The 21,821-nt window shown below is 65.8% G+C and carries 18 protein-coding genes; 6 read left to right on the top strand and 12 right to left on the bottom strand.

Annotation, left to right across the window (positions count from 1 at the left end; all coding sequences use genetic code 11):
* The first annotated feature begins 197 nt into the window (after positions 1 to 197).
* Entirely contained in the window at positions 198 to 962 is a 765-nt protein-coding gene (locus ACO1P8_RS21105; RefSeq protein WP_486297819.1) for an N-acetylmuramoyl-L-alanine amidase, read from the top strand.
* On the opposite strand, the gene msrQ is transcribed toward ACO1P8_RS21105, so the two are convergent.
* The 4 genes from msrQ to ACO1P8_RS21085 all read right to left on the bottom strand — a co-directional run bounded on the left by msrQ (position 959) and on the right by ACO1P8_RS21085 (position 4,656).
* Positions 959 to 1,777: a protein-methionine-sulfoxide reductase heme-binding subunit MsrQ gene (gene msrQ, locus ACO1P8_RS21100; protein WP_486297818.1), complete on the bottom strand. Its 819-nt coding sequence runs from the start codon at positions 1,775 to 1,777 to the stop codon at positions 959 to 961. The genes ACO1P8_RS21105 and msrQ overlap by 4 nt on opposite strands.
* A 20-nt stretch (positions 1,778 to 1,797) precedes the next feature.
* On the bottom strand, positions 1,798 to 2,766 hold the full coding sequence (gene msrP, locus ACO1P8_RS21095; protein WP_486297817.1) for a protein-methionine-sulfoxide reductase catalytic subunit MsrP: 969 nt from the start codon (positions 2,764 to 2,766) through the stop codon (positions 1,798 to 1,800).
* Between the two features lie 118 nt (positions 2,767 to 2,884).
* Positions 2,885 to 3,538: an HAD-IA family hydrolase gene (locus ACO1P8_RS21090; protein WP_094841084.1), complete on the bottom strand. Its 654-nt coding sequence runs from the start codon at positions 3,536 to 3,538 to the stop codon at positions 2,885 to 2,887.
* A 104-nt stretch (positions 3,539 to 3,642) separates the two neighbouring features.
* Positions 3,643 to 4,656: an RluA family pseudouridine synthase gene (locus tag ACO1P8_RS21085; RefSeq protein ID WP_486297816.1), complete on the bottom strand. Its 1,014-nt coding sequence runs from the start codon at positions 4,654 to 4,656 to the stop codon at positions 3,643 to 3,645.
* A gap of 542 nt (positions 4,657 to 5,198) precedes the next feature.
* Between ACO1P8_RS21085 and ACO1P8_RS21080 the strand changes: the two genes are divergently transcribed.
* Positions 5,199 to 8,375, top strand: a complete 3,177-nt coding sequence (locus ACO1P8_RS21080) for an Rne/Rng family ribonuclease (protein WP_486297815.1) — start codon at positions 5,199 to 5,201, stop codon at positions 8,373 to 8,375.
* Between the two features lie 143 nt (positions 8,376 to 8,518).
* Here ACO1P8_RS21080 and ACO1P8_RS21075 read toward each other — a convergent pair whose 3' ends face one another.
* The 6 genes from ACO1P8_RS21075 to ACO1P8_RS21050 all read right to left on the bottom strand — a co-directional run bounded on the left by ACO1P8_RS21075 (position 8,519) and on the right by ACO1P8_RS21050 (position 16,004).
* Complete coding sequence (locus ACO1P8_RS21075; RefSeq protein ID WP_486297814.1) at positions 8,519 to 9,070, bottom strand: acyloxyacyl hydrolase; 552 nt, start codon at positions 9,068 to 9,070, stop codon at positions 8,519 to 8,521.
* A gap of 311 nt (positions 9,071 to 9,381) precedes the next feature.
* The gene (gene accD / locus ACO1P8_RS21070) at positions 9,382 to 10,257 is read right to left on the bottom strand and encodes an acetyl-CoA carboxylase, carboxyltransferase subunit beta (RefSeq protein ID WP_486297813.1); all 876 of its coding nucleotides are present in this window, start codon (positions 10,255 to 10,257) and stop codon (positions 9,382 to 9,384) included.
* 32 nt (positions 10,258 to 10,289) lie between these two features.
* Entirely contained in the window at positions 10,290 to 11,147 is an 858-nt protein-coding gene (gene trpA / locus ACO1P8_RS21065; protein ID WP_486297812.1) for a tryptophan synthase subunit alpha, read from the bottom strand.
* 21 nt (positions 11,148 to 11,168) lie between these two features.
* On the bottom strand, positions 11,169 to 12,371 hold the full coding sequence (gene trpB, locus ACO1P8_RS21060; RefSeq protein ID WP_486297811.1) for a tryptophan synthase subunit beta: 1,203 nt from the start codon (positions 12,369 to 12,371) through the stop codon (positions 11,169 to 11,171).
* Positions 12,372 to 12,550: 179 nt separating this feature from the next.
* On the bottom strand, positions 12,551 to 13,702 hold the full coding sequence (argE, locus tag ACO1P8_RS21055) for an acetylornithine deacetylase (RefSeq protein WP_486297810.1): 1,152 nt from the start codon (positions 13,700 to 13,702) through the stop codon (positions 12,551 to 12,553).
* A gap of 73 nt (positions 13,703 to 13,775) precedes the next feature.
* On the bottom strand, positions 13,776 to 16,004 hold the full coding sequence (locus ACO1P8_RS21050) for a RelA/SpoT family protein (RefSeq protein WP_486297809.1): 2,229 nt from the start codon (positions 16,002 to 16,004) through the stop codon (positions 13,776 to 13,778).
* Positions 16,005 to 16,152: 148 nt separating this feature from the next.
* Between ACO1P8_RS21050 and ACO1P8_RS21045 the strand changes: the two genes are divergently transcribed.
* Complete coding sequence (locus tag ACO1P8_RS21045; RefSeq protein WP_486297808.1) at positions 16,153 to 16,992, top strand: M90 family metallopeptidase; 840 nt, start codon at positions 16,153 to 16,155, stop codon at positions 16,990 to 16,992.
* Between the two features lie 53 nt (positions 16,993 to 17,045).
* Here the strand turns inward: ACO1P8_RS21045 and ACO1P8_RS21040 are convergent, their stop codons facing one another.
* On the bottom strand, positions 17,046 to 17,399 hold the full coding sequence (locus ACO1P8_RS21040; RefSeq protein ID WP_094841074.1) for a RidA family protein: 354 nt from the start codon (positions 17,397 to 17,399) through the stop codon (positions 17,046 to 17,048).
* On the bottom strand, positions 17,396 to 18,622 hold the full coding sequence (pncB, locus tag ACO1P8_RS21035; RefSeq protein WP_486297807.1) for a nicotinate phosphoribosyltransferase: 1,227 nt from the start codon (positions 18,620 to 18,622) through the stop codon (positions 17,396 to 17,398). The genes ACO1P8_RS21040 and pncB overlap by 4 nt, the downstream gene beginning before the upstream one ends.
* Positions 18,623 to 18,942: 320 nt before the next feature.
* Between pncB and fdxA the strand changes: the two genes are divergently transcribed.
* The 3 genes from fdxA to ACO1P8_RS21020 all read left to right on the top strand — a co-directional run bounded on the left by fdxA (position 18,943) and on the right by ACO1P8_RS21020 (position 21,786).
* Complete coding sequence (gene fdxA / locus ACO1P8_RS21030; RefSeq protein WP_066660569.1) at positions 18,943 to 19,266, top strand: ferredoxin FdxA; 324 nt, start codon at positions 18,943 to 18,945, stop codon at positions 19,264 to 19,266.
* 97 nt (positions 19,267 to 19,363) lie between these two features.
* Positions 19,364 to 20,182 (top strand): ferredoxin--NADP reductase, encoded by an 819-nt coding sequence (locus ACO1P8_RS21025; RefSeq protein ID WP_486297806.1) that lies wholly within the window; start codon positions 19,364 to 19,366, stop codon positions 20,180 to 20,182.
* 380 nt (positions 20,183 to 20,562) lie between these two features.
* Positions 20,563 to 21,786, top strand: coding sequence for a polyhydroxyalkanoate depolymerase (locus ACO1P8_RS21020; protein ID WP_486297805.1), 1,224 nt, complete (start codon positions 20,563 to 20,565; stop codon positions 21,784 to 21,786).
* Positions 21,787 to 21,821 lie beyond the last annotated feature (35 nt).

The raw sequence follows: 21,821 nt of genomic DNA, 5'->3' as shown, positions 1-21,821 counted from the left end.
CGAAGCGACAGGAGGGCCGTTCCATGCCCACGTCCGCACGGCCGACCGGAGGCAAAGGCCAAGGCCTTTTGGCTTCGGCCGTCCGTTTGACGATTGCGGCCTTGGCGGCCACCCTGGTTTTGGGCGGCTGTGCGGCGCGGTATCCGGCCGGGCTAACGGTAGACCGGTCGATACAGTCGGCCAGCCAGGATAGCCGGGTGCGCTTCATCGTCCTGCATTACACGGTCGGCAACGATAGGGCGTCGCTGCTGACGCTATCCCACGGCGACGTCAGCGCGCACTATCTGGTCAGCGACACCCATCCGGTCCACGTCTACCAGTTGGTGCCGGAAGATCGCAATGCCTGGCATGCAGGAGAAAGCAGTTGGTACGGCCGCACTTATATCAACAACGCCTCTATAGGGATAGAAATCGTCAACCGAGGCGGCAGGCGTGCGCCGGATGGCGCATGGCAATGGGAGCCTTATCACGATGACCAGATACAGGCAGTGATGTTGCTGGTGAAAGATATTGCCCGCCGGCACGGCATCCTGCCCAAGAACATCGTCGGCCATAGCGATATCGCGCCGCAGCGCAAAGTCGATCCCGGCCCCCTGTTTCCGTGGCGCCGCCTGGCGGCGGCAGGCCTGGGCCGCTGGTACGACGAAGGTACCGTCCCGGGACTGCAGGCGTTCTTCGAAAAAAACGGCCTGCCGGATGCAAGCTGGTTCCAGGAACGGCTGCAACGCCTCGGCTATGAAGTGCCCCAGACCGGCGTCTTCGATATCGAAACCACCCGCGTGCTTGCCGCTTTCCAGATGCACTACCGGGCCACCAGCTACGATGGCGTCGCCGATGCGCAAACCGCTGCCATCCTGCTGGCCTTTCCCGCACCCCCGGTAAAGCCAACCGGCGTGCACGAAGCCAGCGCCATGCGGGAGGGCGCACCCCGCCGGGTTCTCGCTACGGGACCGATGCGCTAGCCGGCCAGCGCCGAATCGGTCTTGGCACCCGCCTTGGCTCCGGCCTTGCGGCGCGCGGCGGCCCAGGCGTAGACCCGCCACAACAGCAGCACCGCCAGCACGCTCCCATAGGCGATGGGTTGCTGGAAATCGTGCTTGCCGCTTTTGTCCCACAGCAAATGCAACGCCGCCAGTATGCCGATCGCATACACCGCCCGGTGCAATTGCTGCCAGCGCTTGCCCATGCGGCGCATGGCGCCCTGGGTAGACGTTGCCGCCAACGCGCTCATCAACACGAAGGCCGCGAAACCGACGGTGATGAAGGGCCTTTGGCCGACGTCCTGCAACATCGACACGGGATCGAAGCCGCGGTCCCACGCGACCCAGGACATGAAGTGCAGAAAACCGTAGAAGAAGGCGAAAAGGCCGCACATACGGCGCAGGCGCACCAATGCCGGCTGCCCGGCCAGGCGCCGCAGGGGCGTGATACCCAGCGTGACAAGGAGACAGACAAACGTCCATGTGCCGGCCGAGCGGGTCAGGAACTCTACCGGGTTCGCCGTCAGGCCGTTGTTCATCCCCAGCCATATCCAGCGGGCCAGCGGAAACAGGCCCAACAGAAAGAGTACGGGCTTGAAGCGGCCGACGGCTGCCGCCGAAAGCTGCTTGCGCGGCGCCGGCCTGGCGCTCGCCTCCTGCAACGCCGCGGCAGCCTGGCGCGACGACGGCGGCTGCGCGGACCCACCCGCCCGGCCGGGCGTGGATGCCTCATGCGGGCCGCGGGCCTGCCGCGCCTGGGACGCGGGCCGGGGCCGCGCGGAATCGGGAGCAGTCATGGAAGCCATCCCGCCCCCGCTCAGTAGTTGGCCCGCAAGTCCATCCCCGTGTACAGGGAAGCGACCTGATCGTAGCCGTTGAACATCAGCGTCTTGCGCTTGGGGCTGAACAAGCCGTCTTCGCCGATACGCCGCTCCGTGGCCTGGCTCCAACGCGGATGCGGCACATTCGGATTCACGTTGGCGTAGAAACCGTACTCGTTGGACGCGGCTTTCATCCAGGCACTGACCGGCATCTTGTCCACGAGCCGGATGGATACCAGCGACTTGGCCGACTTGAATCCGTATTTCCAGGGAACGACCACCCGCAACGGGGCGCCGTTCTGGTTCGGCAGGACCTTGCCGTACAGGCCGAACGTAAGCAGCGTCAGCGGATGCATGGCCTCGTCCAGCCGCAGGCCCTCGACATAGGGCCAGTCGATGACCGGATAGCGCAGTCCGGGCATGGTGTCGCGCTGCGCCACGCTGATGAATTGCACGAACTTGGCATTGGCGGTGGGCTCGACCTGGCTGAGCAGCGCGGACAGCGAATACCCGACCCAGGGTATGACCATGGACCAGCCTTCGACGCAGCGCATCCGGTAGGTACGGTCTTCCTGCGGCGCCAGCTTCAGCAGCGCATCGATATCGAAAGTACGCGGCTTCTGGACCTCGCCTTCGACGGTGACGGTCCATGGCCGGGTGCGCAGCGCCTTGGCGTAGCGCGCGGGATCGCCCTTGTCGACGCCGAATTCGTAGAAGTTGTTGTATGAAGTGATGTCGTCGTAGGACGTCGGCTTGTCCATGATGGCGAATTGCTTGTCCGGCGTACCGGGCAAGGGAGCCAATCCGCTATCGGCGGCAGCCAGGGCCGCGCGGCCCCCGGAGCCGGCCATGCCGACCGCCGCCGCCCCGGCCGCCGCCCGCGTCATCCAGGCGCGCCGGGATTGCCAGACCGGCTCGGGAGTGATCTCCGAGGCAAGGACATCGGAAGGTTTGCGTATCAGCATGGCGATCTCCGGCTGGCATCTGGGCACCCCGCTTCGTCATGGGGCGGGTCATGACAGAATTGTGCCCCACCGCCGGGCGGCAGGGTTCAATTTTCCGTTATAGACCGCGGCGGCGCAGTCAGCGGACGCGCGCGAGCAGCCATTCCCGCAGGGCGGAAACGGACTCGATGACCGCCTGTGGGGCCTGGCCTTCCAGCTCGTCGCGCAGATGTGCGCCATAGGTCACCCCGACGCCATGGACGCGGGCATTGGTGGCCATCTGCAGATCGTGGGAGGTATCCCCGATCATTACGGCGTGTTCCGCTTCCACGCCCAGCTCGTCCATGATCTCGAAGAGCATGGTGGGATTGGGCTTGCTGAAGGTTTCGTCCGCGCAGCGGGTGGCGTCGAAGGCCTCGACCAGGCCGCTGGCCGCCAGGGCGCGGTTCAAGCCGACCCGGCTCTTGCCCGTGGCCACCGCCATGCGCACATCGCGCGCGGCCAGCTCGGCCAGCATCTCGCGCACGCCGTCGAACAGTTTGAGCTCCGGATCGCGCAGGAGGTAATGCACGCGGTAGCGTTCAAGGAAACGAGGCAGCATCGCCTGCGTCAGGCTGGGCACGGCGCGCCGCAGCGCGCTTTCCAGCGACAGGCCGATGACCCAGCTGGCCTGGGAGGCGGACGGGACGGGCAGCTCCAGATCGCGGCAGGCCGCCTGGATGGCCGCCACGATACTGTGCGTGGAGTCCATCAGCGTCCCGTCCCAATCGAACACCACCAAGGAATAAGGCATCTCAGTTATCCATTTATGCGACGCACCGCCCGCGGTGCATTAAACCGGCATTGCAAAGTCGGGGACGCCGCGCATGACGTGCGTGGCGCTCCGAGGGTCGGCCTTCAGGCCGGCTCCAGTGTTTTGAGAATGTCCAGGCAAGGCTGGGGCAACGGCGCCTCCAGCGAGAGGGCCTCGCCAGTAAGGGGATGGAGCAGGTCCAGATGATGGGCGTGCAGGAACATGCGAGCGAATCCCTTGCGGGCGAAGGACAGGCGGACCGCATCGTCCCCGTATTTATCGTCTCCGACGATGGGAAACCCGACGGAGGCCAGATGTACGCGGATCTGGTGGGTGCGCCCGGTGCGCAGCTCCGCCTCGACCAGGCTGAATTTACCGTAGCGCTGTTTCAATGTGACGATGGTATGGGCGGCCTGCCCATCGCGATCGACCCGCACGCGCCGCTCGCCTGAGGCCGTGGTCCACTTGGTGAGCGGCAGTTTGATGTGCTGCCTATCGTTCACCCAATCGCCGCCGACCAGAGCGAAATACCTTTTGCTCCCCTGCCCTTCGCGCAGCATGCGATGCAGGGCCAGCAGGGCGCTGCGTTTCTTGGCCACCATGAGCAGGCCGGAAGTCTCGCGATCCAGCCGATGGACCAGTTCCAGCATCGGTGCCTGGGGCCGGGCAGCCCGCAGGCGTTCTATCACGCCGAACGCCACCCCGCTGCCGCCATGGACGGCGATGCCGGCCGGCTTGTCGATGACCAGCAAGGCATCGTCCTCGTAAACGACGGGAAATTCCGCAGGCGGCACCGGCCGGCTTTCCCCCGGCTGGGGCAGGCGCAAGGGCGGCACGCGGACGAGATCGCCGATTTCCAGCCGATGATCCACGGCGATACGGCCCTTGTTGACCCGCACCTGGCCGTCGCGTATCGCCTTGTAGATATGGCTTTTGGGCACGCCCTTGCAGACACGGAACAGGAAGTTGTCCAGCCGCTGGCCGCTTTGGGCCTCGCCGATCTCGATCATGCGAACGGCGGGAGGGGGATTTATCGTTTTCCCGCCCCCGGTGGGGGCGCCGGTTGACGTGGGGGGCAGGCGTGAAGTGTCTTCTTTGCGCATTGCGAAAAGCGGCATATAATCGGGACAGCCTTAAGGGGCTGAATTATGGGGCTGAATGGCCGCCTGGCGTAGAGATGCACGTTCAGATGCACTTTCCTGAGCAACTCCGTCGGGTGACGATTCCGTCCGGTGCGCAGGCCGTTATTGTACCGTCTGCCAGATTCAGCGCCGGGGTCATCCGGTCGCCGGCGCAACCGCGCCCTGACGAGTACGCGAAGGCGAAGTCCCTGACGCGTTCTCAGCCAGGTCCGTTGCATGCCGCGCGCGGTTCTGAAGCAAACAAGCAATACCGTCGTATTAATGCACCAGGCGCGTGCCGTACCCCTTCGCCGCGCCTGACGTTCACAGCAATTATTCGTCAACCACAATTCGTGAACCTGACTCCCCTGCTGACCGAACCGCGTGCCACTTGGCACGAAGTGCCTGCCTGACCGGCGCGGATAGGCCTGGGCGGTGCTCAGGCCAGGTCCGCACGCTTGCTCTGCCGCAGTCCGCAGCCCGGGTGACCCGAGGTCACGCGCCGATATCGGCGTGTCATGACTACGGAGAACCCTCTCATGAAGCGCATGTTGTTCAATGCAACGCACCCTGAAGAGTTGCGCGTTGCCATTGTCGATGGGCAGAAACTCATCGATCTGGACATCGAAACCGCCGGCCGCGAACAGCGTAAAGGCAACATCTACAAAGGCATCATCACCCGCATCGAACCCGGCCTTGAAGCCTGCTTCGTCAACTACGGCGAAGACCGCCACGGCTTCCTGCCGTTCAAGGAAATCGCCCGCAGCTATTTCAAGGAAGGCGTCGACGTACGCACCGCCCGCATCCAGGACGCCCTGCGCGAAGGCCAGGAACTGATCGTCCAGGTCGAAAAGGAAGAACGGGGCAACAAGGGCGCTGCCCTGACCACGTTCATCTCGCTGGCCGGCCGCTATCTGGTCCTGATGCCCAACAACCCGCGCGGCGGCGGCGTCTCGCGCCGTGTCGAAGGCGAGGACCGCCAGGAACTGCGCGACACCATGGAGCAGCTCCAGGTGCCGCAGGGCATGAGCATCATCGCCCGCACCGCCGGCATCGGGCGCAATGTCGAAGAACTGCAGTGGGACCTGTCCTATCTGCTCCAACTGTGGACCGCCATAGACGGGGCCGCGCGCGACAACTCCGCGCCGATCCTGATCTACCTGGAATCCAGCCTGGTCATCCGTGCGATTCGCGATTACTTCTCGCCGGAAATCGGCGAAATCCTGTTCGATACCGACGAGATCGCCGATCAAGCCACCGCGTTCATGAGCGTGGTGATGCCGGACAACGTCCAGCGCGTGAAGCGCTATCGGGACGACGTGCCGCTGTTTTCGCGCTTCCAGATCGAACACCAGATCGAAACCGCGTATTCGCGTACCGTGACGCTGCCGTCGGGCGGCGCCGTCGTCATTGACCATACCGAAGCCCTGGTGGCCGTCGACGTGAACTCCGCGCGGTCCACGCGCGGCGCGGACATCGAGGAAACCGCCCTGCGCACCAACCAGGAAGCGGCCGATGAAGTCGCCCGCCAGCTGCGCCTGCGCGACCTCGGTGGCCTGATCGTCATCGACTTCATCGATATGGAGGACAGCAAGAACCAGCGCGCCGTCGAACAGCGCCTGCGCGATGCCCTGCATTTCGACCGCGCCCGCGTGCAGATGGGCAAGATCTCGCGCTTCGGGCTGATGGAACTGTCGCGCCAACGCCTGCGCCCGGCACTGAACGAAGGCTCGCACATTACCTGCCCGCGCTGTAACGGTACCGGCGTGATCCGCGATGCGGAATCCAGCGCGCTGCACGTCCTGCGCCTGCTGCAGGAAGAAGCCATGAAGGAAAACACCGCGGCGGTGCATGCCCAGGTGCCGGTCGACGTGGCGACCTTCCTGCTCAACGAGAAGCGCGCCGACATCGCGAAGATGGAAGCCCGCCTGAAGGTCAACCTGGTGCTGATTCCCAACAAGCACCTGGAAACGCCGCATCACCACATCGAGCGCCTGCGCCACGACGATCCGCGCCTGGAAGAAATGAAGACCAGCTTCGAGCTGGCCGACGCCCCGGCCACGGAAGTCGCCTGGGCGCCGCGCGAACAGGAAATCAAGGCCCGCCCCGAAGCCCTGGTCAAGGGCATCACACCGGCCCAGCCAGCGCCCGTATCGGCCCCCACCCCGGTGGCCGCCCCCGTGCCGGCGCCCGCAGCGCCCGGCCTGGGCGGCTTGTTCAAGCGACTGGTCGGATGGTTTACCGGCGGCGACACGACACCCGCGGCCGCCCCTGCTCCGCAGGCGGATGCCAAGCGCGCCCCCGCGCGGCCCAAGTCGCGCACGCACGACGGCCAGGAACGCCGCGGCGAACGCCACGGCTCGGACCGCAACCGTAACCGCCGCCACGAGGCCCGTCCGGAAGCCACCGAAGGCGAAGGCCTGCGCCACCACGTGCGGGGCGGCCGCCGCAACGACGGCGAGCGCAACGAACGCAACGAACGCAGCGATCGCGGCGAACGTCCGGCACGCGCCGAAGCCCAGCAGCGCGCCGAGCGCGATGCCGTCGCCCAGGCTCAGGCCCATCCCGAACGCGCCCTGGCCCCCGAAGGCCAGGACGAAGCCGCACCGGCCCGCAATGGCCGGGGACGCCGCGGTCGCGGACGCGGACGCCGCGAAGACCAGGCCGACGCACCGATGAGCGAGCAGGAAAGCATGGTCGCCGCCCTGGCTGAAACGGTGGCCGCGGCACTGCCGCCCGACGCCGCGGACGACCGCGCCGACGCTGCGGCCGAAGCCGCGGACCTGGACGAGCAAGGCCTGACGGCGGAAGCCGGTGCCGATCCGGAGCGCAAACGCCGTCGTCGCCGCAGCCGCCGCGGCCGCCGCGCGTCGGAAGACGGCACGGTCCTGGCTGGCGAAGGCACGCAGGAATCGCCGGAAGGCGAGGAATCCCTGGCTGCCGAAGCGCAAGCCGCCTTGTCGGAAGTTGCCACGCCGGTGGAACAGGCAAAGCCGCCCTTTACGGAAGACACGCCGGAAACGCAGATGCCTGCCGCCCAGCCCGCACCGGTCCACGCGACGCCCGCCGAATCGGCGACGCCGCAACCCATGGCGGCTGCGCGGGCTGCCCCGGCCATCGCGCCGGCCGCGCCGGTCCACGCCGTGCCGGATCATGCTGCCACGGCCCCGGCGCCAGCCGAAACCGTGCAAAGCCGCGCAGCCGAGCCGGCGCCGGTTGCATCGCAGCCCGCCGCCGAGCCGATAACGGCTGCACGTCAAACGGCCGAATCGGAAACGGTATCGCCCGAGCCCATAGCGGCCGCCGAGCCTGCGCCCGCGCCGGAGGCGCCCGCCCACCAGGCCCCCATCGAGGCCGCGCCCGCCTACACGGCCCCCGTGACGCCCGTGGCGCAACCGGTACCGGCCGCGCCTGTCACGACGGCTCCCGCCGCGCCCACGCCGGAAGTGCCGGCGGCGCAGGCGTCCGCGCCATCGCACGCCGCGCCGCAAGCGGCGACCGCTCCGGCGGTTGCCCAGCAGCCTGCCCCCGCGCAGAGCCTGCAGGCCGTGGTCAACGCCGCCGGCCTGACGTGGGTGGAAACGGACCCCGCCCGCCACGCCCAGACGCAACAGCGCATGGCCGCCAGCCATACGCCCGTACGCCTGGGACGTGAACGCAAGCCGGTTCCGCCGGTGTCGTCCGCGCCGTTGCAGCAAGTGGAGACGCGCCACTAGGCCGTACCCAGGCCGCGTCCGCGAGGGCGCGGCCAGAATGCAAAAAAGGGCTGCTCCGAGAGGAACAGCCCTTTTTTGCATGGCGCCCGGCTTGCGCCAAGGGCCCGAGGACGGGAAGCGGCGCCGATCAAGCGCCGCCAGGGTCAGAACAGGTAGGTATAGCTCAGCTGCGTGACATCCAGGCCGGGGTTCGGGGTCTTGATGCTGGCATTCGAGAAGTGCGAATAGCGCAGGCTGATGCGGCTGGATTCGGTAAGCTGGAATCCCAGGCCGATATGGTCGCCGAACTGGAACGCCGTGCTGATCGTCTTATCCGCGAAGCGGGTTTTGTTGAAGACCGTGGGGCCGACGCCGGCCTCGACGAAGAAGCGGTCGCCCAGCCACCAGCGAAACATCGGGATCGCGTTCAGCTGCCAGGCGCTGCTGGGATGCGCGCCCTGGTGCGCCCACCAATAGGCAACACCCAGTTCACCCGTCAGATCCAGCCGGCCCCAATTTCCGCCGAAATCGTAGTTCCACAACGGCGCGGTTTCGTAGTTCACGGTGGTTCGGTTGTATTTTTCACCGACGCCCATCTGCACACTGACGCCGCCATTGGAGCGGCTTTGCTGCGCATGGGCCATGGGGACCGCGCACGTCATAGCCAATGCGGTCAACGCGCCGGCGACGATTTTGTTTTTATGACCACGATTCATTGGGGAAACTCCAGCAATGAGGAAAACAAAAAGATTGTGTAACTTATCAGAAAACCCGGAGGCCGACCAAGCAGCGTTGTCATAAAACGCCACACTGTGCCAGGAAACACTATTCCGTCAGGACGACCAATAGCGCCAAGGGCTCGGGCGGAGCAAAGGCATGACGTGCACGGAAGGCAAGGCGCCGAGGCCGGCCGCACAAGCAATCGGCATGCCGGCAGGATCGGCCGATGCGACGCGATGCGCGCCGTGGCGGAGGACCGGCACGGCGCGGCGATGCGATACCGCGCGAGGCGGCGCGAGGCGGCGATTCAGGCCGCGACGACGTCGACGGATTGGCGCGTCAACAGCGCGAGCAAACGGGCGATTTCCTCGCGCAACTGGCGCCGGTCCACCACCATGTCCACAGCGCCCTTCTGCAGCAGGAATTCCGCGCGCTGGAAGCCTTCAGGCAGTTTCTCCCGCACCGTCTGCTCGATGACCCGCGGCCCCGCGAAGCCGATGAGCGCCTTGGGTTCGGCAATGACCACGTCGCCCATGAAGGCGAAGCTGGCCGACACGCCCCCCATGGTGGGATCGGTCAACACGCTGATGAAGGGCAGCCCGGCAGCCGCCAGCCTCGTCAGCATGGCATTGGTCTTGGCCATCTGCATCAGCGACAACAGGCTTTCCTGCATCCGCGCGCCGCCGGACGCGGCCACGCAGACGAAGCCCGTCTTTTGGTCCAGCGCCGCCTGGGCGCCGCGCGCGAAGCGTTCGCCCACCACCGAGCCCATGGATCCTCCCATGAACTCGAATTCAAAGCAGGCCACCACGGCCGGAACGCTGCGTATGGAACCGCTGACGACGACCAGCGCATCGGTCTCTCCCGTCTGCTTGACGGCTTCCTGGATGCGTTCAGGATACTTGCGGCTGTCCTTGAACTTCAGCGTATCGACCGAGCGTATGCTCTGCCCGATTTCGACCCGCCCCTCCAGGTCCAGCAGCGAATCGATCCGGGCGCGTGCCCCGATGCGCATATGGTGATCGCACTTGGGGCAAACGTGCAGGTTCGCCGCAAGGTCTTCGTTGTAAAGCACCGATTCGCAGGCCGGGCACTTGACCCACAAGCCTTCGGGCACGCGCCGCGCGCTGGGCTCCGTCGTCTTGTTGATGCGAGGCGGCAGGAGTTTCTCGATCCAGCTCATTGTTTATTTATTGTCCTGATAGGAAGACGATGTCAGGCAGCGGCGGCGCCGCGCCCGGCCTGGGCCAATGCCGAGCGGATACCGCCCAGCCACTGACGCGCGGCCGCAATGGCGGCTTCGTCGCGCCGGTCGGCGGCAGCACCGGCGACCGCCTGTTCCATGGTTTCGATCAGCTTGCTGCCGATCACCACCGCGTCCGCCACTTGCGCGACCCGTTGGGCGCTGGCGGCATCGCGGATGCCGAAGCCGACGCCGATCGGAATGTGCACATGGCGGCGGATATCGGCCAGCCGGCGGGCCACGTCATCCGTGTCCAGATGGCCCGCGCCGGTCACGCCCCTGAGCGACACGTAATAGGCGTAGCCGCGCGCCACCTTGCCCACCGCCTGGATGCGCGCATCCGTAGTCGTCGGGGCGATGAGGAAAATCGGCGCGATGCCCCTGGCCCCGAGCAGATCGGCGAAAGCCTGCACTTCTTCGGGCGGATAATCCACCACGAGCACGCCATCCACGCCGGCATCCAGGGCGGCATCGGCGAAGGCGGCCTGCCCCATGCGTTCGATGGGGTTGGCATAGCCCATGAGCACGACCGGGGTGCGGTCGTCCTGGGCCCGAAAGCGTTTCACCGCGTCCAGTACGGCGCGCAGGCTCATGCCCTGCGCGATCGCGCGCTCCGTGGCGCGCTGGATCACCGGACCGTCGGCCATGGGATCCGAGAACGGCACACCCAGTTCGATAACGTCCGCGCCCGCCTCGACCAGCGCGTGCATCAACGGCACGCAGGACGCAGGCGAAGGATCGCCGGCGGCGACGTAGGGAATCAGCGCGGCGCGATTGTCGTCGCGGGCACGGGAGAAGGCGGCGGCGATACGGTCTTGTCGTGAGGTCATGCTATCTATCACCACTGTCGGTTACAGCGTCAGGCCGGCGCGCTCGGCCACGGTATGCATGTCCTTGTCGCCGCGTCCGGACAGGCAGACCAGGATATTCGTGTCCGCCGGCAGGGTCGGCGCGAGGCGAACGGCATGGGCAATCGCGTGCGAGGATTCCAGCGCCGGCATGATCCCTTCGATGCGGCAGCAGTCGTGGAAGGCCCTGAGCGCTTCGTCGTCGGTCACGCCGACATAAGTGGCACGGCCGCTGTCCTGCAGCCAGGCATGCTCGGGGCCCACGCCGGGGTAGTCCAGGCCGGCCGACACCGAATGCGTCTCTTGCACCTGGCCGTTGACGTCCTGCATGACATACGTGCGATTGCCGTGCAGCACGCCCACTTGCCCGGCAGCGATGGAAGCGGCGTGACGACCGGAATCCATGCCTTCCCCCGCCGCTTCGACGCCGATCAGCTGGACGTCTTCGTACGGGATGTAGGGGTGGAAGATGCCCATTGCATTCGATCCGCCCCCGACGGCGGCGATGACGATATCGGGCTGGCGGCCCGCTTCCTCGGGCATCTGCCACAGGCATTCCTTGCCGATGACGGTCTGGAAGTCCCGCACCATGCGGGGATAGGGGTCGGGTCCCGCCACCGTACCGATGATGTAGAAAGTATTGCCGATGTTGGTGACCCAGTCGCGCATGGCCTCGTTCAGGGCGTCCTTGAGGGTACGCGAGCCGGATTCCACCGGCACCACGGTCGCCCCCAGGAGCTTCATGCGGTACATATTGGATGCCTGGCGGCGGATGTCCTCGCTGCCCATGTACACCACGCACTCCATGCCGTAGCGGGCCGCCACGGTCGCGGTGGCCACGCCGTGCTGGCCGGCACCGGTTTCCGCGATGACGCGCGGCTTGCCCATGCGGCGGGCCAGCAGTGCCTGCCCGATACAGTTGTTGATCTTGTGCGCGCCGGTGTGGTTCAGGTCTTCCCGCTTGAACCAGATCTGCGCGCCGCCGAGTTCCTGCGACCAGCGCCGGGCGTGATAAACGGGGCTGGGCCGGCCGACGAAATGCTTGAGTTCGTAGTTGAACTCTTCGATGAATGCCGGGTCCGCGCGATAGCGATCGTAGGCCGCGCGCAGTTCGTCGAGCGCGTGCATGAGCGTTTCCGCCACGAACACGCCACCATAGGGACCGAAATGGCCCTGGGCGTCAGGAAAATCGTAAGGTTTGACCACTCTGTTTCACCACGTTATTCCCGCCGGCACCGCGGGGAGCGGGCGGTCAGGTAAAACACGCCGCCGCCAACAATTTAGCAACCGGGTATTTTACCCGACCGGGCGCCCGCGTCCGGGCGAGGACACCCCGGGTGCCGCCGGCATGCGCCCGCACCGGCCGGGAAGCCGGCGCCCGTCCCTTATATCGACTGGCCGACGCGGCGCAGGAACGCCGCGCAGGCCTCCAGTTGGTCTATCGCGACAAACTCGTCCGGCTTGTGGGCCTGGGCAATATGACCCGGGCCGCACACCACCGTCGGGATGCCGATGCCCTGGAACAGCCCCGCTTCGGTGCCATACGCCACTTTGCGCGTCGCGCTATCCCGGGTCAGGGCGCGCACCAGTTGGGTGATGGCGGCCTGCTCCGAGGCTTCCAGGCCGGGAGCCGCGGGACCGCGCTCGATATCGATGCGCGCCGCCGGAAATTCCGCCCGCATGCGCGGCAGCAGCACGTCATCCACGTAGCGCTGGATTTCCCGCTGGATATCGTCCGGCTCGATGGCCGGCAGATTGCGGAACTCGTAGGCGAACTCGCAATCGTCCGGAATAGTGTTGACCGCAATGCCCCCGCGGATCAAGTTGGTCGTCAAAGTGCTGAAAGGTACGTCGTAGAAGGTGTCGTAAGGCCCCCTGGCCTTGTAGGCATCGGCCACGTCGCGGATATGGCAAATCAGCCGCGCGGCGTACTCGATGGCATTGCAGCCATGCGGCGTCAGCGACGAATGCGCCGCCTTGCCGTGTACCCGGCAGCGATACAGGTTGATGCCTTTATGCGCCACCACGACTTGCATGCCGGTGGGTTCCCCCACCACGCAGCCGTCGGGGCGGATGCCGCGATCGCGCAGGTCGGCGAGCAGGTAGGGGGCGCCGGCGCAGCCGACTTCCTCGTCGAAGGAAAACGCCAGGTGCAAGGGCTTGGCGCGCGGCATGGACAGGAATTCCGGCACCAGGGCCAGCGCCGTCGCGATGAACCCCTTCATGTCGCAGGCACCGCGCCCGTACAACCGGCCATCCTGCTCGCGCACCACGAAGGGATCGCCGGTCCAGTCCTGCCCGTCGACCGGCACGACATCCGTATGGCCGGACAACACGATGCCGCCCTGTTCCGCGCCGTCGCGGCCGGGCAGCGTGGCGAACAGGTTTGCCTTGCTGCGGTCCTCGTTATGGGCCAGCCAGGCCTGCACGCCCTGGCCCTTGAGCCAATCGCGCGCGGTTTCGATCAGAGCCAGATTGGAATTGCGGCTGGTGGTATCGAAACCCACCAGCGTTTCCAGCCAGCGACGGGTATCCATAAGCCTGGGCGCCTTATCGTGAAAACCCCCAGTGTAGGCCGGCGCCGATCGGGCCGTCTATGGCGGGACGGCGTTATTTGCGCGCCGCGCCGGTCACGCCGGGAACTTCGGCCAGGGCATCCAGCGCGCGCGACAGCGCTTGGCCGCCATGCACTTCCACGGTAAATACCATATGCGCCAGCGAATTGCGGCTTTGCGTATTCACGCCGATGACATTCAGGCGCAGCCGCGCGAAAACTTCGGACAAGTCCCGCAGCAGACCGGAGCGGTCGTGCGCGCGCACGCTGATATCCACGGGATAAACCGTATTGCCGGTCTCGCCCCAGGCCACTTCGATGACGCGTTCGGGTTCGCGTTCGGCCAGGGCAGCGTAGCTGTGGCAGTCCGTCCGGTGGATGGACACGCCGCGCCCGCGCGTAACGAAGCCGACGATAGGATCTGGCGGCGCCGGCCGGCAGCACCGCGCAAGCTGCGTCATGAGCGAGCCCACGCCCACCACCAGCACACCGCTCTTGCCGCCTTTTTCCGTACTTTCGGCGCGGCTGGCATGGGTAACGACGCCCGGTTCGCCGGCCGGTTCCGCCGGCTGCTGGAAGACCGCGTCGATCTGCCTCAGGCTGAACTCGTCCTTGGCAGCCGCGACGTAAAGATCGTCGGCGCGCGCGAAGCCCAGTTGTTGCGCCAGCTGCTCCAGGTTCACGGCGGTCTTGCCCAGGCGCTGCAGTTCTTTTTCTATCAGGCCTTGTCCCTGGGTAATGCGTTGCTGCAGTTCGATGGCGTTGAACCAGTTGCGGACCTTCGCCCGTGCGCGAGGACTGGCCAGGAACCCCAGTTGGGGATTCAGCCAGTCCCGGGAAGGTCCGCCGGACTTGGCCGCCACGATTTCCACTGTCTGGCCGGTGGCGAGGCGGGTCTGCAAGGGCACCATCTGGCCATCGACCCGCGCACCGCGGCACCGATGGCCCAGATCGGTATGCAAGTGATAGGCGAAGTCGACCGGCGTGGAGCCCGCGGGCAGTTCGATCACGCGCGCCTGCGGCGTCAGCACGTAGATGTGTTCCGCCGCCACGCGGGCGACGGTACCCCCCTGCCCTCCCGCGGGCGTCTCGTCCAGGTCGGCGTTCCAGGCCAGCAGCTGGCGCATCCAGGAAAGCTGCCGGTCGTATTCGCTGGACGCGGCTACCTGCCCGCCCTTGGGTCCGGCCTCTTTGTAGCGCCAGTGCGCCGCCATGCCGTATTCCGCGAACTGGTGCATCTCCTGCGTGCGGATCTGGACCTCGAACGGGCGCCCGTCCTTGTCCATGACCACCGTGTGCAGCGAGCGGTAGCCGTTGGGCTTGGGCCTGGAGATATAGTCGTCGAACTCGTCCAGCATCGGCGTCCAGAGCTCGTGCACGATCGCCAGCGCGGTATAGCATTCGCGCACGTCCTTGACGATGACGCGCAGGGCGCGCAAATCGAACATCTGGTTGAAGTCCAGCTTCTTGATGCGCATCTTGTTCCAGATGCTGTAGATATGCTTGGGCCGCCCGCTGACTTCCGCGTCGATGCCGGCCTTGCGCAAGGCCATGCGCACGCGCTCGACCGCGTCGGCGATGAAGGCTTCGCGCTCCACCCGCTTTTCTTCCAGCAGGCGGGCGATTTCCTTATAGCGATCGGCGTCCAGGAAACGGAAGGCCAGGTCCTCCAGTTCCCACTTGAGCTGCCATATTCCCAGGCGGTTGGCCAGCGGGGCATAGAGGTCCAGCGTTTCGCGGGCCAGCTCGGGCGGGCAGGCCACCTTGGATGCGGCATGCCAGCGCAGGCTTTGCAGGCGCGAAGCCAGGCGCATCAGGACGATGCGCAGATCCGCCGCCATGGCCAGCAGCATCTTGCGCTGCATTTCCTTCTGCGCCCCGCTGTCCGCCGCACTGTCGCTGGCCAGCCGGGCGACGGCGCCCAGGCGCAGCAAGGCGCGCGCGCCCTGCACCAGGCGCGCGATTTCCGCATCGAATTCGGCGGCAATGGGGTCGTGGCGGTTGGACGGTGCGGGCGCGGACAGATCCGCCGGCAAGGCGGCCAACACCGAGGCCACGCGTGTCGCCCGATCGGTATGCAGGCCGGCCAGGATGCGCGCCACGCCGGCCGCATGGCTGGCCAGCGGTTCGCCGGTCAGCGCTTGTTCCTCGCCGAAGCGCGGCCCTGCCCACGCCGCCGCCTTTAGCAGTTGATCGCGTCCTTGCGTATCCAGGCCGGCCGCGGCACCGTCGAACCACGCGGCGTCAAAAGGCGTCAGGGTATCGCGATCGGAAGGCGGGGGCATCGGTGCGGGCACTGAAAAAACGCAACAAAGCATCGATTGGACAGGAACCCCACACTCTACACTAGCGCCTGTCGGGACTGGAAGGCGTCCCGCGCCGACGCGAACCGCCCCCCCCCGGAGACCGTGCACCCGAATGGAGAATCCGCCTATGTTGCGATGGCTGCTTGGACGCGGCGCGCCCGCCGCCCGGGTCGCGAATGTACGGGCGCGCATCGATCCCGCGCTATGGGAAGAAGTCCTTCAGGCCTATCCGTTCCTGGCGGGACTGGCACCCGAGGACATCGAGGAGCTGCGCGCCCGCGCCGCCTGGCTGCTGGCCAGCAAAACCATGAACGGCGCGCGCGGCCTGCAACTGACCGACTTTATGCGACTGTCCATCGCGGTACAGGCGGCGGTGCCCATCCTGAAGCTGCCGACCGGCCTGTACGAGGGATGGGACGAAATCATCGTGTATCCCGGCGGTTTCGCCATCCCGCGGCGCCGCGAGGACGACATCGGGGTGGTGCACGAATACACCGAAGACGCGGCGGGCGAAGCGTGGGATGGCGGACCCGTCGTGCTCTCCTGGGAAGACGCGCGGATTGCGGAAGGCGGCTTCAACGTGGTGATCCACGAATTCGCCCACAAGCTCGACCTGGTGGGCGGCGACGCGGACGGCATGCCCAGCCTGGCGGGGCGGCCGGAACTGAACGCCCGCTTGTGGCGGCGCGTACTCGACGACAGCCTGGACCGGTTCACGCGCGCCCTGGAGGCCGTGGAAGCGGCGATTCCCCCGGACGTCGACCCGGAAGGGCCGGACGCCGATCCCTGGTACAGCCAATTGCCGATGGATCCCTACGCTGCGACTGACGAAGGCGAGTTCTTCGCCGTCAGTTCCGAATCGTTTTTCGTGGACCCGGAGCCCCTGGCCTCGGCATTGCCGGAATGGTACGACCTGCTGCGCGCCTATTATCGGCAGGATCCGCTGGCGCGGCTGGGAAAAGGCTAGGCCCGGGGAGGCCGGCAAGGGGCGAGCCCCCCGCCGGCATGGCGCAACCGCGATCAGCCTACCGCGGCGGTGACGACGATCTCGACCTTGTAGTCCGGATTGGCCAGGCGAGCCTCGACCGTCGCCCGGGGCGGCGCGTTGCCGGCCGGCACCCAGGCGTCCCACGCCTTGTTCATGCCGTCGAATTCCTTCATGTTGGCAACGAAGATCTGCGCCATCAGGATTTTGGTCTTGTCGGTGCCGGCTTCGGCCAGCAGGCGGTCGATGGTGGCGAGGACCTGCTGGGTCTGGCCGGTGATGTCCAGCGAGGCATCATCGGGCACCTGGCCGGCGAGATAGGCGACACCGTTATAGATGGCCATGTCGGAAAGACGCTTTTCGACGTTGACGCGCTTGATGGAGCTCATGAGTTTCCTTTCGGTTCGGGGTTGGAAATGGTTGCCGCGCTTTCGGCGGGTATGGGAGGCAATTGGAACACTTGGCGCAGGTAGGCCAGGTAGGCGGGATCGTCGCACATGGTCTTTTCCGGCGAGTCGGACACCTTGGCCACCGGCTGGCCATTGCAGCGGACCATCTTCATGACGATCTGCAAGGGCTGATGCCCCAAATCGTTGGTCAGGTTGGTCCCGATGCCGAACGACACCCGGCAGCGCCCGGCGAAGCGCCGCGCCAGCTCTATTGCCCGAGGGAATGTCAGCGCATCGGAAAAGACCAGGGTCTTGGTGCGCGGGTCGACGCGATTGGCCTGGTAGTGTCCGATCATGCGCTCGCCCCACAGGAAGGGATCCCCCGAGTCGTGGCGCGCGCCATCGAACAACTTGCAGAAATACATATCGAAGTCGCGCAGGAACGCATCGGTGCCGTAGACATCGGACAGCGCGATGCCGAGATCGCCACGGTATTCCTTGGCCCAGACCTCCAGGGCGAATACCTGCGAATCGCGCAGGCGCGGGCCGAGAGCCTGGCAGGCCTGCAGGTATTCGTGGCCCATGGTGCCCAGCGGCAGGACGTCGTACTTCCGGGCCAGCGCCACGTTGCTGGTGCCGGCGAACATCCTGCCCATGGTGGCCTTCATCGTCGCCACGACCTCGTCGTGCCAGACCTTGGAAAAACGCCGGCGCGTGCCGTATTCCGCCACGCGGAAGTCCGCCATGTCCGGCGCGTTCACCGCCAGGCCCATCTTGGATTGCAGGCGCGACCGGCCTTCCGCCAGGTCCGGGTGCGCCCGGGTATTGCGGAAATAGACTTCGTTGACGATGGCCAGGACGGGGATCTCGAACAGGATGGTGTGCAGCCAGGGACCCTTGACCTCGATCGAGATTTCGCCGGGATGTTCGCCTTCGGCCACGACGATGCAGCGCTCGGGCAGGTGGAACAAGCCGAGGAAATCGACAAAATCGCTTTTGATGAAACGCAGTCCGCGCAGATAGTCAAGCTCGTCGTCGGAGAAATGCAGCTGGCACAGGTGGTGGATTTCGGCACGGATCTCGTCCATGTACGGCCGCAGGTTCACGCCGGGTGTGCGGCACTTGTAGCGATACTCCACCTGAGCAGCCGGAAAATGATGCAGGACCACCTGCATCATGCTGAACTTGTACAGGTCCGTATCTAATAGCGAGGTGATTATCATGATTCGCTTGGTCGCTTTCGTATGCGCTGGCCTGGGAACGCCGGATTGCCATGCGCGGCGATCGCCCGCAGCACCGGTCCCGGGCAGGCCCGGCGGGAAAAACCGTATTCAACCATAGTATGTCGCTCGACGATGGCGGGGCCGCGCCGGCTTGTCCGCGTTATGGCGCCCACCTTCGCGGTTGCTCAACGGCCGTGCCGCCAGGCCCCCGGCGCGCCGCGACATTACGCGGTTCAGGGTTATAGCGGGAGGCGGCACGCGCAATTGGGTAAAATCCCTTTTTTCACCCAGAATAAAAGCGCCCCACCGGGAGTTGCCGCATGACTCACGTCGTCACCGAAAACTGTATCAAGTGCAAGTACACCGATTGCGTCGACGTGTGCCCCGTTGATTGCTTCCGCGAAGGACCGAACTTTCTGGTCATCGATCCGGATGAATGCATCGACTGCGCGGTCTGCATTCCGGAATGCCCGGCCAACGCCATCTATGCCGAAGAAGACGTCCCGCAGGACCAGATGAAATTCATCGCGCTGAACGCCGAACTGTCGCCCGAATTCGCCAGCATCAGCCGGGCCAAGAAGCCGCTGCCCGACGCTGACGAATGGAACGGCAAGCCCGACAAGCTCCAATACCTGGAAAAATAAGCAATCAGGCCGGCCAGGGGCCGGCGCTGCACAAACGCCTTCTTCCGGGGCCTGGCAAGCCGGCCCGCCGGCGCAGCATTGGGACACCGATCCGCCCATGACCGAAACCAAGTACACGCGCCAGACCGTCACCGAGGTTCGCAACTGGGTGCCGGGCAAGCTGTTCTCCCTGCGCGTGACGCGGGATCCGGCCTTCGTCTTCAAGGCGGGGCAATTCGCGCGTGTCGGCCTGCCGGAAAGCGATAACCCCGGCGCGGAGCCTACGCTGTGGCGCGCCTACTCGATGGTATCCGGGCCGCTGGACAATGAACTGGAGTTCTACTCCATCGTCGTACCCGAGGGTGCCTTCAGCCCCCGGCTGGCCGCGCTGAAAGCCGGGGACGCGCTCTATATCGAGAAAAACCCCTACGGCTTCCTGACGATAGACCGCTTCGCCGCGCCGGCCGGGCAGACCGGCGCGCACAGCGACCTGTGGCTGCTTGCCACCGGCACCGGGCTGTCCGCCTACCTTTCCATCCTGCGCGATCCCGCCACATGGACGACCTTTCGCCGCATCATCGTCGTCCATGGCGTGCGTAATGCCCAGGAACTGGCCTATCGCCGGGAAATCGAAGGCTGGTCCACCCTGCCCGAATTTGCCGGCATCCATCGCGCGGATCCGCGCAAGCTCATCTACGTGCCTATCGCCTCGCGCGAAGCGCTGCCCGGCATGCCCCAGGCGCGGCTGACCACGCTGATCGAAGACGGGCGCCTGGAAGCGCTGGTGGGTGAAAAGCTGGATCCGGCCCATGCGCGGGTGATGCTGTGCGGCAATCCGGCCATGCTCGCGGATGCGCGCAAACTGCTCGGGGAAAAGGGCTTCGCGCCAGGCCGCCGCGGCGTGCCAGGCAACCTGGCGGTCGAAAACTACTGGTGACACGGGTTTCCCCGGCGTGCCGCGTCGGCGCGCCGCTGGCCAGGACACTGCGCGACGCCCCGGCAACCGCGGGACGGAAAATCCGTACCGCAACGCCCCGCGGCAGGCCGGGCATGGGAATTGCCGTGTATCGGGCGCCAGCGGGGCACGTGCTCGCGCCCCAATGAGCCGGGGACAGGAAACTGACAAAAATCTGAAAATTCCCGTTTTGGCAACACAACCGGGCCCGCAGAGCCCCGGAAACCATCCTAAATATCGTCAGCTCTGTTGCAGTGCGTAAAATAAGGCGCACGAAGTCGCCACGGGCCGGTCCAAAAGTGCATCTGGACAGTTCCAGGCGACGCGGGGCCGATGGCTCCGGGTCTGGAAAGGAATATTCGATGCTGTATCAACTACATGAGCTGCAGCGCGCCTTCTTGACGCCCTTGGCCGCCTTCACGGACGTCGGCTCGCAGCTATTCTCCAATCCTTATAGTCCCTGGGCATACACCCCGGTTTCGCGCCAGCTTGCCGCCGGCTACGAACTGATGCATCGCATCGGCAAGGAATATGAGAAGCCGGAATGGGGGCTGCCCACCACCGAGATCGACGGCAAGAAGGTCAAGGTAGTTGAGAAAATCGCGGTGGACAAACCCTTCTGCCGCCTGATCCATTTCGAACGCCAGGGACCGGCCCGGCGCAAGGATCCCCAGGTATTGCTGGTCGCGCCGCTGTCGGGCCACCACGCCACACTGCTGCGCGATACCGTACGCGCCCTGCTGCCGCGCCACGATGTGTACGTTACCGATTGGGTCGATGCGCGCATGGTGCCGCTCTCGGAAGGCCCCTTCCACCTGAACGATTATGTGCGCTACGTGCAGGATTTCCTGCGCTTCCTGGGCGCGGATACCCACGTGATTTCGGTGTGCCAGCCGACCGTACCGGTGCTGGCTGCGATTTCCCTGATGGCGTCCAGCAACGACCCGTGCCAGCCGCGCACGATGGTCATGATGGGCGGCCCCATCGACCCGCGCAAGAGCCCCACGCAGGTCAACAACCTCGCGACCACCAAGCCCTACTCGTGGTTTGAAAACCAGCTGATCCATCGCGTGCCGGGCCGTTATCCCGGCGTGAACCGGCCGGTCTACCCGGGCTTCCTGCAACATGCGGGTTTCGTCGCCATGAACCCGGACCGCCACCTGAAATCGCACTACGATTTCTACCAGGACCTGGTCCGGGGCGACGACAGCGACGCGGAAGCGCACCGCCGCTTCTATGACGAATACAACGCCGTCCTGGACATGGCGGCCGAGTTCTACCTGGACACGATCAAGATGGTGTTCCAGGAATACCAGCTGCCCAAAGGCACCTGGGAAGTGGACGGCCAACGGGTCAAGCCCGCGGATATCAAGCACGTCGCCCTGATGACCGTGGAAGGCGAACTGGACGATATTTCGGGCCTGGGCCAGACGCGCGCGGCACTGGACCTGTGCAGCGGCATTCCCGCCGATCGCAAGACGCACTACACGGCACAGAATTGCGGCCATTACGGGATTTTCTCCGGACGCCGCTGGCGCGAAATCATCTGTCCTAAAATCGCCGAGTTCATACGCCAGTACGCCTGAAGGCACCACGGCGGCACCGGCTGCCCATCATTCCG

The sequence above is a fragment of the Bordetella sp. genome (genome assembly GCF_057362025.1).
The sequence above is the reverse complement of the archived record's forward strand: the minus strand, read 5'-3'. Positions and strand labels throughout refer to the sequence as shown.